The sequence below is a fragment of the Enterococcus gilvus ATCC BAA-350 genome (genome assembly GCF_000407545.1).
GTDB lineage: Bacteria > Bacillota > Bacilli > Lactobacillales > Enterococcaceae > Enterococcus_A > Enterococcus_A gilvus.
On sequence record NZ_ASWH01000001.1, the window covers coordinates 2,915,694 to 2,929,760 of the forward strand.

The window sequence follows — 14,067 nt, forward strand, 5'->3', positions numbered from 1 at the left end:
ATCCTGCGGGACTTTGATAAATCTCAGAAGCTGTAAACTGTACTTATTTCTTTCCTGATTGTCGTTTATTCTCTTTGATAATCTTTAATGCACGCTTGCGTGTCTTGATATTGGGGCTTTTTAAGCGGCGGTAGGCACTTGATACATCTGATTTTTCCATGGATTCTTCCTCACTCTTTCTTCGATCGTCTTGATTAATGCGCCATCATTTCTTGGGCAATCTCCTGACCACTCATCGTTTTCGGATAATACGTAGGCCAGTGGTCCAGCTCCTTCAGCAATTCCTTTTGACTGCTTCCCCCAACATAAATATGGAAGTGGGCGGCTTTTGCCGGCGCGATCCCGTGATCGCTGAATTGGACATACCGATAGTCCCCTGCGTCTGGGTCTTTTGTCTCAAAGGTAAAGCGGACACCGCGATTGCCTTTTTCGTAAGTCAACACTTCGTGACCGGCGTATTCATAGGTATACTTGTGGTGTTTACCGTCCACGAGAAAATCAATCTGATTGTCTGTGATTTTGATTTCATTTACATCGGTTTTGTAGCCTGTTTCATAATAGTCTTTATATTCCTCCGGTGTTTTATCTTTTTTCAGCTTCGCTTTATAATCGAATACTTGATCCAATGTTCCCTTTTCCAACAATGGATAAACAGATTGCCAATCACCGGCGTAATCGGACAATGGACGGTCTTTGACCTGCGCATCTTTGAAGTAGCCATTATAGACAGTCTGTTCCTGTTTTGCAGCTGTTTCAGGCGTTACTTCTTTTCCAGGTGTATTCGTTGTTTTCTTCAAGGCAGACAAGTTTTCTTTCATGACGGAGATATAATCCTCTTCGGCGTCCATTTGCTTTTGCGTCAAACTTTCTAATGGATTCAGCACAGCAAGTGTCACGTTGGTCTCATCCGCTAATGTCTTCGCAGCTTTTCCTTGATTGTTGTTTTCGAAGTAAATGTACTTGATGCCATTGTCCTCGACATAGTGCTTCAGCTCCGCGATTCTCGAAGGATCTGGCTCCTGATCGGGATTCAATCCTGAGATGCCCACCTGATTCAGGCCATAATCCACCGCAAGATAGTTGAAGGCGGTATGCTGTGTGACGAAATCCTTTTGTTTGGCGTTCTTCAATTCTGCTGAAAACTCTTTATCCAAAGCCTCTAGCTTCGTCAAATAGTTTTGCGCATTTTTTTCAAATGTCGCTTTTTTATCTGGGTATAATGTGATCAATTGGTCCTTGATCGAAGTCACTTCCTTGATCGCTCGATGAGGAGACACCCAAGTATGGGGATCGAGTTCATGGTGGTGTCCCTCTTCATGACTGTGGTCGTGTTCTTCCTCGCCGCCTGGCAGCAAGACCATTCCTTTTGTTCCTTCAATAACATTGGGTGCGCCCTTTTTCCAAGATTTGATCGCGCTGGGAACCCAGCCCTCCATGTTTTCGTTGTGATAGACAAAAGCATCTGCTTCCGAGATCTTTGCCATATCTTTTGCAGAAGGCTCATAATCATGCGGCTCTGATCCTGCCGGCATCAATAGACTCACGTCGCCGGCATCGCCGACAATATGTTTCGTAAAATCATACATGGGATAGAAGGTCGCTACGATATGCAGTTTGTCTCCCTTGCTATTGGTTGTTGCTTGGTTATCCTTGCAGGCACCTAAACCAAAAAGTGCCAATAAGCCGATGATGAGAATACCTATTTTCTTTTTCATTCCAAACCTCCAGTTGATTTCTGCTCTGAGCACTCGTCGGTCCACAGGGTCTGTCGATTACTATTTGCATCAGACAAACCGTAACGATTACTATTTAAGCAGAAATACTTTACCATCTACTCGAAGGCACGTCAAGATAAAATAACATGAAATTTTATTCATTTGTATCCTCATTCATATGACGGTCCTCGTCTTATTCGTATTCTGGATCTGTGACTATTTATTTTTATTACAAAATAATCATACCCATCAAAAAAAGGATTCAAACGTTTCCGTCTGAATCCTTTTTCTTACCCTAACAATGGTGACATTTTTTCTCCACAATAGCTGCTTGTTCGCTTCAATAGAGGCCCGATCAATAGGACACCCACGAATGGTCCGATCATGAATTTCCCACCGAGGACCATACCAGCGATAAAGCAGATCAGATCCAAGCTCATCCGCACTTTTGCCAGATCGACTGAAAGACGATGACTCAAGGCAAAACTTAGCGCAATGTAGCCTTCCTTGCCTGCATTGGTTGCGGCGGCGATCCCAGACCCGATGCCGATGAATGAGATCCCAAGAACAACCAGCAGAAATTTCACGATCACAGGACCTTCGATCGTCCATTGGCGAATCATCCAGTCGGTAAAAATGCTGGTCGCAATAGGATTGAACAAGGTTGCTGCGCCTAACTCGTTTCTATCGATCACCAGTACCAGCAGCAGGCACGTACAAGTGACTAACAAAGACGCTTGCCCGACGGTGATCGGCAGATGCTTGGTCAGTCCTTCCCACAGGACACCCAGTGCATCCGCACCGAGGCCTGTAGCAACGCAAAGCCCAACGCCCACGCCTACTAAAGAAGAGCCCAGAACAGAAATCAGATTTCGTAAAAGCATCTTCATCAATCCATCTTCGTGCCGTTAGACGCGATCACTTCTTTGTACCAATAGAAAGAATCTTTTCTGATTCGTTTGCATTCTTTTACATCGTAGTCTGTACGATCCACATAGATCAATCCATAACGTTTCTTGTAGCCATTGCTGGTGGACAGCAGATCGATCGCTGACCACGGCATATAGCCGACTACTTCTACGCCTAGATCCATCGCACGTTTCGTCGCTTGGATGTGTTCCCGCAAATACTCGATGCGATAATCGTCATGAACTTTGCCGTCAGGCGTCAACTCGTCGTATGCGCCTAAGCCATTTTCAGTGATCATAAATGGTACGCGGTACCGAGTGTAGAGATCCCGGTAAACATACTCTAAACCGATCGGATCGATCGCCCAATCCCAGTCTGTCGTGCGCAGCTCTGGATTTGAACACATTTGATAAAATCCAGGATGCGTTTCAAAACCAGACATATCACCTTTTTTACCCGATAAATTGTAGCCGGACCAACGGCGCTCTTCCCCTTCAGGACACGCATGAGCACACTGACTGTCGTAATAATTGATGGCAAAAAAGTCAGATAAGTTTTCCGCGAAGAAGGCCTCATCCCCTTCTTCCATTTCTGGTGCCAAGCCTGCTTGCTTCAAGTAAGTCAACGCTGCGACATTGTAGTAGCCGCGGAAATACACATCCAAGTAATACGCATTACGTAGGTCATTCGCGTTCAAAGCCGCTAACTGATCTTCTGGTTTGCAGGTGCGGGCATACACAGGGGCATAGCCTAAGGCAGGACCTGCTTTTGCGCCCACCTCATGCGCAGCTTTCACCGCGACTGCTTGCGCCAAATTCATGTGGTGATTGATTTGATACCGTAGCTGATTGTTGTCTTGATATTCTGGCAATACATAGCATTTTTGTGTCCAGTATTGCACGATGATGCTTTGCTCATTGATGGTGATCCAATATTTGATGTCGTCTTTGAATTCATTGATCACGTATTTCGCAAAGACTTCAAAATCCTTCACCACTTCACGAGACAGCCAGCCGCCATATTTTTCAACTAAAGGCCATGGCAAGTCATAATGATACAAGGTTGGGATCGGTTCGATACCATTGTCTTTCAATTCCTGGATCAGATCGCGGTAAAATTGGATGCCCGCTTCATTGACTACATCATCCCCATTTGGGAACACTCGTGACCACGCGATCGAAAAGCGGTAGCTGGTGAAGCCCATTTCTTTGAACAAAGCGATGTCTTCTTTGTATTTATGGTAATGGTCGCTGGCGACACTCGCATCGGCAAAGCCGAATTTTTCGTGGCGTTCGCTGTTGATGATATCTTGTTGGGATAGTCCTTTCCCATCCTCTTGTGCTGCGCCCTCTACTTGGTACGCGCTGGTTGCTGCTCCCCACAGGAAGTCTTTTGGAAATTCGTTGTTCATCGTTTTCGCTCCTCATCTTTTTATTTAAAACTGAAGGATGAGTCATTTACCGGACTGCTTCAGGTTTTCCATAGGTTATTCTTTTTGATCAACAAAGCTGGTATCGCCGATCGTATCGATCGTGTATTTCCCATCTTTATAGGTCAACGTAGTGACACTGCAATTGGCGATTTTTTCTCCTTGATAGCTTCCAGGGGCGATGCTTTCCAGTAAGATCGGAATGATACCGCCGGATGAAACGATCAAAACATTCCCGCCTTTTTTGGTCACTTTTTTTAGTGCTTGCGGCATTGCTTTTTCTACACGCTGCTTCATCTGATCGTAAGTTTCAGCCGTCTTCGTTGGATCGACCTCCGCTACTTTATTTGCCAGCTCTTCTTCCGTCAGTTGCTCCTTTAAGAAATCCCACAGCTCATCGCTGCCTTCGGGATAATCCAGATTCAACGACTTGGCAACAGCGAGATTCATGTCATCATTGGACTGACCTTCAAAGCCGCCAAAATTCTTCTCTCTAAAGCCTTTGTTCTCAATGATTTGCGGTGTTTTCTTGTTGTTTTGCTCTAAAATCAACTGGGCTGTTTTTATTTGGCGACCTAAATCACCGGAATACGCCGCGCGGAATTTGACTTCTTTCAACCCTTCACCGACTAATTTTGCCTGTGCTTCTCCTTCTTCCGTCAGCAAGCTGTCGCAAAATCCTTGGACTTGATTCTGCGTATTGAACCACGTTTTTCCATGTCTGACTAAATAAATTGTCGTTTCCTTGGGTTGCTTGGCTTCTTTGGCTGCTGCTTCACTTACTCCGCTGGTCACTGTTCCGGCAGCGACCAGCAGAATGCTCATCAGGGATAATAGCCCTACTAATTTCTTTTTCATTTAAACGGTCTCCTGCTTTTTCATCACTACTTCAAACAGATCGACTAAATCTCTGGTCATATTGACTTCGCTGGTGATCGTCATCAAATGATCCTGCGCATGGGTGAAAAGTAAGCTAGGCTGGTAGCTTTTTCCTGCTGCTTCATTTTGGATGATCGCAGTTTGAGAGCGATGGGCCAACACGATATGGTCCTTTGCTTCCTTCAACGCGTCTTGAGCCGCCTCGAAATCTTGTTCTTTTGCGTATTTGATGGCTTCTTGCGCCTTTGTTCGGCCGTTACCTGCGTGTAAAATGATTTGCATGGCTACCGAGATCAGTTCATTTTCTTCTTCGAGTACTTCTGTTTCTTCCATCATTTTTTTCACCTCGTCCTTTTATACAGCTTCTACAGGTGCCGTTAATTCTGCACCTACTTGTTCTTCTTTGACTTCTTCAGCCAGCACTTCTCTTTCATACACTTTGAAGAATGGGTACCACGTCAACAGGTACATCGCGAACAATAGGACATACCAGAGGATCGCGCGGAAATCTTGCAGGATCATCACACTGGAGATCGGTGCTGGGATCTGCGCCACTTGCATCAGCTCTTGGGGAATATTCAGCAAGCCGCCTCGCATCGCGAACCAGACAACGATGCTTCCTGTAATCGAGTTGATCCACATAGGCATCATCAAGATCGGGTTCATCACTACGGGAGTACTGAAGACGATGGGTTCGTTGATGTTGAATAGTGAAGGACCGATACAGATGCGTCCCAACGTTTTTAATTTCTTCGCTTTTGAGAAGCACATCAGCAGATTCAGCGACAAGGTCGCCCCCGTCCCGCCCATCATGATCAAGCCCAAACTATAAACGGTCTCATTCGTGACGATATTCATGCCGGTATCTCCACTTTTCAGAGCGAGGGCGTTGGCCGCGATCCCGGCGATAAAGATCGGGTTTTGGATGGCTGACCATAACCATGTTGAGATCCCCATCGAGTAGAAAAAGGCTGGGATCAATACAAGCAGGATCAGTCCTGGCAATGATTGCCCGAAGCTTTGGATCGGCTCAAACAGATTGATGATGACTTCGAAAACATCGATCTTCAAGGCGAAGATCAGTGTGGACCATAACGCCAAGCTTAAGAAAATTGGGATGATGTTGTTGATCCATTCAACAACGAAATCCGGCAATTCTGAATTTCGCAATAAGTGAAGCTTGCTGAAATAATGGAAGATCACGCTTACGACTGCGCCGACGATTACCCCGATCAAAATCCCTGTGGGTCCGACACGTCCCATGTCATAGACGCCTTCTTCGGCTCCGACTGGCTGCAAGGTCATCATCAAAACACAGACTGAGACGATCCCTGCGGTAATTGAGTAATTCGCATGTTTGAATTTCTCCATATACTGATTCGCTACCATGAACGCGGCAATCAACCCAATCATGCCGAATGAATAATTTGAAATATTGCCTAAATCTGGCAGTTGCGGAATGTACGAGCGAAAAACATTGTAAAAGAAGACGATCGATCCCGTCATAATGAAGGGAATCAATTTTTGCATCGCACTCGATAACCCGGCAACGGACGGGCGCTGTGTCAGACTTTTTGCTTTTGGCGCAAACGAATTGGCCAGCCAATCCATAAATTTTTTCATTTTTTGTTCCTCCTATTTTTTATACCGTCTCTTCTCTAACGAAACGACTACGAGAAGACGGCGATCCTTTCGTTACTTCTCCAGTTTGCTAAGAGCAAAATCCAACAGCCCTTCGCCGTCTAACATGCCGTAAATATCTTGAGGAATGACGTCCACCACCACATTGTAGGGCGCTGCCTGCTCAGACATTTCTTCTTTGAATGACGCGTAATGCGGGCCTAAAAGTAAAATATCGATCGCATCTAGATAAGAAGCCACTTCACTTTCACTTCTTGCATCGATAGACCCTGAGATCTTGCGCTTCTTTGCAGCCTTTCGTGTTTTTTGAGCTAAGAAACCACTAGACATACCGGCACCGCAGCAAAGTAAAATATTGATCGTTTCCATAATAAAATCCTCCTAAGAATCTATTTTTTCTGTATGTGCTGTTCTCTTTACACCCTCATTATTCCGATTTTTCACATTTCCCTCAACCAGACTCTTGCACGCCGACCGTGCAACTCTCTATTTTATCTTCCAGTGTTTCACGATATAATAATAAAAAGCATTTATGAGGGGATGAGGAAATGAAGGAAAAACAAGACTACTTGCTGAGATTGCTGCTGCAGCAAGATACTCCTGTCTCTTCCAGAATTTTGGCTGAAAAAATGGGCGTTTCTATCCGAACGGTGAAAAATTATATCTATCAATTAAATAGATTGGGCTCTGTCCCCGTGATCCATTCCTCCAATCTAGGCTACACGATCGTCCCAGAGGAAGCCGCGAAGCTATTAGCCACGCCGCAAAATGAAAACGATTTACCTCAAACCTTCAAGGAACGGTCTTTCTTTATCATCAAACAAATCTTGATGGAGCATCAACAGCTAAACATTTTTGACCTCTCCGATGAATTATTCGTGAGCTATTCCACAATAAAATCAGATCTTGCCCGAATGAATAAGGAATATGAGAAATACCACGTGAAGTTCGTACTCAAGCAAGACGAGATCCAGATCGTGGGGGAGGAAAAGGAAAAACGCCGGCTGATCTCTTATATCATCTTTGAAGAAGTGCCCCATAAATTTATCGACAAGCAAATTTTAGAAGCCACCTTCGATAAGGCGGACATTGAAAAATTATCCACTATCATTCACAGCATCATGCACGAATCTAATTATCATTTGAATGACTTTTCCTTTGTCAATTTGATGCTGCACTTATTGATTCTGCTAGATTCTGTGCGGAACGATAAGTCTTTAGTCACTCGAAATTGGTTCAGCTCCTGGCTGCGGGAAGACAAAGCACAGCTAGTCACACAAATGATCGCCATGATCGAAGAGGCGTTTGAGCTGTCTTTGAATAGTTTGGAAAAAGAAGAGATCCACATGATCTTTCAAGCCAACGCCAACTATATTCCTTCGAATAATTTGAAGGAGCTGGAGCAGATCATAGGAAGCGATATTTCTCAGGCAGTGGATGAGGTGTTGGAGGATGTCCGGCAAACCTTTGGGATCAATCTCATGAGCGAGAATTTTCTTGTTCCCTTCTCGCTGCATATCAGCGGGCTGTTCTCTCGTGCCAAACAGGAGACTTCTTTGAAAAATCCCATGCTGGAGTCGTTGAAAAAGAGCTTTCCGATGGTCTACGATGTCTCGGTCTACCTGTCGTTACGGTTAAGCGCCTTGTTTGATATTTCCATCAGCGAAGACGAGACCGCCTATATCGCCTTGCATATCGGTTCTGAACTGGAGGGGCAAAAACGCAACCTTTCAAAGATACGGACGGTTCTTTTATGTCCAAAATACATGAATCTAGATGAACAGCTTTATGAAAAGCTGCATCAACACTTCGGCAATGAGCTGAACATCCAAACCGTCGTCCCCAAATTTTCTGAGGTGGCAGAATTGGATTTTGAATTGTTGATCACTACGCTGCCTGTCCCTGATTCACAGGACTTTCTCGTGATTAATGTTTCTCCGATCTTTACAGAAGAACAGCGCGTGATGCTGCTTAATGAGCTGGGGAACATTCGACTGGATCGAAAGAAGAGCATCCTGCGTCAAAACTTTGACGATTACTTCAACGAAATCTTTTTTACCAGTGACCTGAAGGCGGATAATTCAGATGAGGCAATCACTGAGATGTGCCATGTATTAGAAAAAGAAGGCGTGATCCCCGCCGTGTTCACGACCCATGTATTAGAAAGAGAGCACGCATCTTCAACAGCCTTTGAAGCGATCGCGATCCCCCATTCTGTCTATATGGATGCCCATCGAACCGTCATTAGCATCGCCATTTCTGAAAAAGGGATCGCTTGGGGAAATCAAAAGGTCCACATCATCCTATTGGCTGCGATCAACGATGTGGATCGTCGGAGGTTCACGGACATTTACGAGGCCTTGATCTCTCTTTTCGAGACGGCTGACGGCTATCAAGAAATCAAACGGATCAAAAATTTTTCTGCCTTTCGCTCGTTTATTTATACGAAGATCAAACGGAAATATTAAGCAAAAAAAAAGACTTCATGAACCCGCTCAATCAATGACTGATGGAGCGAATTCGTGAAGTCTATTTTTTTCGTTAATGTGCCAGCAACGATACGACTAAAGGACCCATTACGGTGAGTGTAATGTTCCCAATCGCATAGGCTGGGGTAAAACTCAATGAAAAGACACTGCTTTGTGTTTCCTCACTGATGGCATTTAGTGCCGCGTTGATCGTCCCAACGCCGGCTAAGGAGCCAATGTTGTCGACTGCGTTCAGCTTCAATACATACTTGCCGAACAGCAGCGTGAGCAAATGCGGCAAAATCGAGATCACCGCACCGATCAGCAATACTTGGATTCCCATAGCGCCTAATGCCTTGATAAATTGACTGCCTGCTTCTAACCCGACGGCAGCTATAAACAGGTTTAGGCCGACACTTTTTAAGAACCAGCGAGTAGCACTGGGAATATTCCCCAAATATGCCTTCTTGTTTTGGTACCACCCAAAAAACAAGCCGCTGAACAAGGCGCCTCCGCCAGCTCCCAGCGTTAATGGCACCCCTTTGACGGTCAGTACCAATAACCCGATCAGAAGACCGACGATCAGTCCGATCGATAGAAAGCTGACATCTGTTTCTGCGCCATTTTCCACAGGATAGCCGAGTGTAGGCAAGACCTTTTTGATCGAACGGGCAGGACCGGCAAGCGTGATCCGGTCTCCTGGCTTCAACGTGGACAACTCTGTCACCTTAGTTCCCTCATGCATAGCTTCAGCGACCACGATACTGTGATCCGTCAAAAGAGACAGTGCATGGTAGCTGTATTCATTCGTCAGCAGGACTTCCATAGTCAGCAATGGAATCTTACGATACGCATCGTCGAAGACTTCTTTGTAATTGACGCCTTCTTTGATGAGTTTCCATAGATCCTCGCTGTCTCCTAGAACGGTGACTACCTGTCCTTTTTTAAATGAGGTCTGAGCATCAAAGTCCACGGGTTTCCGTTGGCTGAATAGCTGTTGAAGGACGATCTTGTCATGGAACTTCTTTTCAAAGGCCGCCACTGTCATTTTTTCTTGGGGCAGTTGGAGGATCTCAAAGGAGCGGGTCGCAAGTGTGCTTAATAAGGGCGAACTGCTGTCAGAAGTATCCAGATTTAACGACTCCATCATTTTTTTCGTTTCATCTTTTAAATTGACTCGTAAGATCGCGGGGGCAATATTCTTCAAAAAGATCACTACACCCATCGTTCCGAAAACATAAGTCACTGCATAGGCAATGGCTACATTCGAAGTCATCGCAGATTTTGCCGCTGCCGATATCGCCAGCCCATTGATCGCAGAAGTCGCCGTCCCGATCGTGGCTGACTGTGTGAGTGCTCCGGCAATGATCCCGCCAGCTTCACCAGCATCGATGTCCGCTATTTTGAAAATGACCATCGCGATCCCAAAAGCGACCACCGAGAAAAAGAGAGATTGGATCACGAGCTTGATCCCTGATTTTTTCAGACTTTGGACAAACGCGGGGCCAACTTCATAACCGACAACAAAAATGAATAGATCAAAGAAAATACTTTTTAGTATCGGCGCGATCGTGAACGCTCCGACTTGGCCGATCAGCAGTGCTACTAACAGCACGCCGACGGTCGATCCTAGACTGAAGGATTTGATTTTTAACTTTCCGATATAATAGCCCCCTGCAAGGGCGAGAAAGAGACTAATGATTGGATTAGCCAATAAAAACGTGCTGATCTCTTTCCACATCATTGTTCCTCCTTAGTGTTGTAAAAATTGCGCATGGTATTCACCAAGCAATTCAAGAATTTGTTTTGCCAAGATCTCATAGTCCTCATCTGGCAGATTGGCTTCTGATACACGCAGTTCTCCCGGTTGCGTCCCGAACCCAACACCATCCATCAGAACCACGCCATTTTTCTCTGACAGATTATAGAGGAAATCTACCTGTTCAAAATTATCGACTAAATAATCCTTGAATGCTGAACCGTACAATTCTTCTGCAAGGCCATAAATATCAATAAGGCTATAATATTTACTGTTTTCTTTGCTTGGATTTTTTTCGATTTTCAAGCCTTTATATAAGGCATCGTAGCGTCGATCAACGATGGCTTTTGACGCATCAATGTAGGCATCCTTTTCCCGATTCAGCAAATGGGTCAATGAAAACAATACTTCCATGATTTGCTGCGGTGTCGACAAGCCGGATGTATGGTAGAGTCCCACGGAGCGGCTGTCTGCCACCATTCGGTCGATGAAGGACATCTTTTCTGGATCGATGACATTGATGGCGTAGCGGGTATTCAATTCTTCCTTGTCTTTTTCGTCCAATTTGCCGATCAATCGATCAAAGACATTGTCTTTATTCGCTGCGATCACGCCTAGTCGCCAGCCAGTCGCACCAAACAATTTTGAATACGAGTAGACAAGCAAGGTGTTGTGGGGAACGACACTGTACACTGTTTTGAAGTCCGTCACAAAAGTCCCATACACATCGTCAGTAATGATGATAAAATCGGGGCGTGCTTCGACGACCTTTTTGATTTCAGCTAAAGCAGCATCGTCAAAAGCCATCGCACCTGGATTTGAAGGGTTCACGATAAAGAAGGCTTTGATATCTTTGTCGTTTAATTTATCGATTTCGGAAGCTTGGATTTCCCAATTATTTTCTTCCGTTGAACGCAAATCAACTTCGACCATGTCATAGTCGTTTAGTTCAGGGATTTGCAGATATGGCGTGAAGATCGGTGTATTGATCGCGATCTTATCGCCTTTCTTGATAAGCTTGTTTTCCTTTAATGAATTAAAAATATACACGATCGCTGCGGTCCCGCCTTCTGTAGGGAACAGCTCCGTTTGATCAGCTAATTTTTCACCGCGATACAAAGCAGATTCCAAATACGCGTTGATCACACGCTCGCTATTTTTCAATATTCGGCTAGGCACTGGGTAATTATTTCCTATCGCACCATCGACCAATTCTTTCACGAATTCATCTTTGTCTGCACCAAGCTGATCGTGGGCATAGTCAACTGCGTCTAACAAAAAGCGGTCGATCTCGCTGGATTCCGAATCTAAAAACGTCTCTAAGCGTTCACGGATTCCTTCCAACGTCGTGTAGCCAGCCAAATCTCCCTGATCCATCGTCCGTCTTGATTCCTGTGTACCAAATTCAATGATCCGTGCAAAAGCCAAACGAGCCTTTGTGTTGAGCCAGTTAGGATTGCCTCTGCCGGCGTTCAAAAAGATATTGTTCTTTTCATTGTGCTGCGCCAGTTTCAACATGTCATTGCTTATTTCAAATGCGCCGAGTGTTTCTAATTGTTGTTCTTCTTTTTTTGTTACCATGCGGATCTCCTCCTACTGTGATTACTCTTTCCTTTATCAGACTAGCACTTCCCTATTTTGTTAGGAAATAAAGCGACTCTATGTAAGCCTTTGCTCCACAAAATCTTCATTATTCGAAAATCAAAACCGTTTCCAATAAACAAAAAAAACACCTTATTTTCGACCTTTCTTCACAAAAAAAGACTTGGAGATTTTTTATCCCCAAGTCTTCTATCCCTCGTTTTATTCGATTTCATAATCCAACTGATCCCCCTCGGCTTCTTCCTTCGTCAGGCGTTTGATGCCGCCAATGTAAAAAACGGCTGTCAATAATCCGGCAGCGGCATCTGAAAAGGGTGCCGCGTGGAGCAGGCCAGCCATCCCCCATGTTTGGGAAAAAAGCAGGATGGCTGGGATCAACAGGATGATTTGACGCGTCAGCGTTAGAAAAATAGCTGACCTCGTGCGCCCAGTCGCTTGAAAGAAATTTGACGCTACGATTTGGAAGCCAATGATCGGCAACCCTAGGAACCACGTCTGCAATGCTTGTGTGCCAAAGGCCAACAATTCTGGTTCGCTGTTGAACAGCCGAACCAGCGGCTCCGGTATGATCCTCGTTGCCAGCCACCCGATACCAACGATCGTGGTGGCAATCAGGATCGCATATTTTTGCGTTTCTCGAACGCGATTGAATTTTTTAGCCCCGAAATTGAAGCTGACGATCGGCTGAGCTCCTTGGACCAGTCCTGTGATCGGCATCAGTAAGATCGTCTGGATGCTATTGACGATGCCCATGCCTGATACAGCGATATCCCCGCCATAGCTCAGCAACGTCATATTCAACACGACGTTCAGCACACTGTTTCCCAATTGCAGCAGAAAATTAGGCAGTCCCAATGCCGTGATCCGAATCGCGGTCCCCCACTTGAGCACCATATTTTTCAGGCGAATGGGGTGATGGCTTCGCTTGCTGAAAAAATAGGTCAATATCCAGACCATTGAAATGAACTGCGACAGGATCGTCGCCAACGCCGCGCCTGCCATGCCCATATCAAAGACATAAATAAAGACTGGATCGAGGATGATGTTGACCCCCGCTCCCATAAACATCGTCACCATCGCCAGCTTCGGTTGCCCGTCTGCCCGCAAAAAGTTGTTTAAGCCAATACTGACGATTTGGAACACGGCGCCCCAAAAGATGATGCGCATATACCCGATGGCATAAGGCAAAACTTGCGGACTGGCACCGAATGCGGCAAGCAGCGGGGACAGAAACACCTGTCCAAGAACCATGAAAAGAACCCCGCTGATCAGCAGCAGAGAAAAGGCATTCCCTAACGCAAGCTCCGCCTCTTCTGTTTCCCCGGCGCCCAATTTCATGGAAAACAACGTCGCACCGCCAACACCAAACAATATTCCGATCGACAACAAAATGATCATGATGGGAAAGCCGATCGTGATCCCTGCTAACCCGTTCGCTCCTAATCCCGGCGCATTTCCAATGTAAATACGGTCCACGACATTGTACAACGCATTCACGACCATCCCAATGATCGCCGGAATGGAGAACCGCCATAACAACCGCGAAACTTTTTCAACCCCTAATGGATTCGTTCCCTCCATTTTTTATCCTCCTTTTTACTTTCCAACTCACTATTTCAAATTAAAGATACGTCAAAATTTCTCCCAGCCGCCCAAGCCAGTGTC

12 protein-coding genes are annotated in these 14,067 nt (G+C 45.4%); 1 reads left to right on the forward strand and 11 read right to left on the reverse strand.

The genetic code is table 11. From position 1 onward, the window contains the following. Positions 1-43 precede the first annotated feature (43 nt). The 8 genes from I592_RS21675 to I592_RS14515 all read right to left on the reverse strand — a co-directional run bounded on the left by I592_RS21675 (position 44) and on the right by I592_RS14515 (position 6,942). Positions 44-160 carry a putative metal homeostasis protein gene (locus I592_RS21675; protein WP_010779469.1) on the reverse strand — a complete coding sequence of 39 codons (117 nt, stop codon included), beginning with the start codon at positions 158-160 and terminating at the stop codon, positions 44-46. A gap of 34 nt (positions 161-194) precedes the next feature. Continuing rightward, positions 195-1,715: a metal ABC transporter solute-binding protein, Zn/Mn family gene (locus I592_RS14485; protein ID WP_010779468.1), complete on the reverse strand. Its 1,521-nt coding sequence runs from the start codon at positions 1,713-1,715 to the stop codon at positions 195-197. A 290-nt stretch (positions 1,716-2,005) separates the two neighbouring features. Continuing rightward, entirely contained in the window at positions 2,006-2,605 is a 600-nt protein-coding gene (locus I592_RS14490) for a DUF6198 family protein (protein WP_010779467.1), read from the reverse strand. Next, positions 2,605-4,035 (reverse strand): glycoside hydrolase family 1 protein, encoded by a 1,431-nt coding sequence (locus tag I592_RS14495; protein WP_010779466.1) that lies wholly within the window; start codon positions 4,033-4,035, stop codon positions 2,605-2,607. The genes I592_RS14490 and I592_RS14495 overlap by 1 nt, the downstream gene beginning before the upstream one ends. Positions 4,036-4,110: 75 nt before the next feature. Further along, entirely contained in the window at positions 4,111-4,911 is an 801-nt protein-coding gene (locus I592_RS14500) for a histidine phosphatase family protein (protein WP_010779465.1), read from the reverse strand. Continuing rightward, positions 4,912-5,268, reverse strand: a complete 357-nt coding sequence (locus tag I592_RS14505; protein WP_010779464.1) for a PTS sugar transporter subunit IIA — start codon at positions 5,266-5,268, stop codon at positions 4,912-4,914. 18 nt (positions 5,269-5,286) lie between these two features. Next, positions 5,287-6,555, reverse strand: coding sequence for a PTS sugar transporter subunit IIC (locus I592_RS14510; protein WP_010779463.1), 1,269 nt, complete (start codon positions 6,553-6,555; stop codon positions 5,287-5,289). A gap of 72 nt (positions 6,556-6,627) precedes the next feature. Next, on the reverse strand, positions 6,628-6,942 hold the full coding sequence (locus I592_RS14515; protein WP_010779462.1) for a PTS sugar transporter subunit IIB: 315 nt from the start codon (positions 6,940-6,942) through the stop codon (positions 6,628-6,630). A gap of 179 nt (positions 6,943-7,121) precedes the next feature. Between I592_RS14515 and I592_RS14520 the strand changes: the two genes are divergently transcribed. Beyond that, entirely contained in the window at positions 7,122-9,041 is a 1,920-nt protein-coding gene (locus tag I592_RS14520) for a BglG family transcription antiterminator (RefSeq protein WP_010779461.1), read from the forward strand. Between the two features lie 73 nt (positions 9,042-9,114). On the opposite strand, the gene aspT is transcribed toward I592_RS14520, so the two are convergent. The 3 genes from aspT to I592_RS14535 all read right to left on the reverse strand — a co-directional run bounded on the left by aspT (position 9,115) and on the right by I592_RS14535 (position 13,983). Continuing rightward, positions 9,115-10,782 carry an aspartate-alanine antiporter gene (gene aspT / locus I592_RS14525; RefSeq protein WP_010779460.1) on the reverse strand — a complete coding sequence of 556 codons (1,668 nt, stop codon included), beginning with the start codon at positions 10,780-10,782 and terminating at the stop codon, positions 9,115-9,117. 12 nt (positions 10,783-10,794) lie between these two features. Next, positions 10,795-12,381 carry a bifunctional aspartate transaminase/aspartate 4-decarboxylase gene (locus I592_RS14530; protein WP_010779459.1) on the reverse strand — a complete coding sequence of 529 codons (1,587 nt, stop codon included), beginning with the start codon at positions 12,379-12,381 and terminating at the stop codon, positions 10,795-10,797. Positions 12,382-12,603: 222 nt separating this feature from the next. After that, positions 12,604-13,983, reverse strand: coding sequence for an MATE family efflux transporter (locus I592_RS14535; RefSeq protein WP_010779458.1), 1,380 nt, complete (start codon positions 13,981-13,983; stop codon positions 12,604-12,606). Between the last annotated feature and the right edge of the window lie 84 nt (positions 13,984-14,067).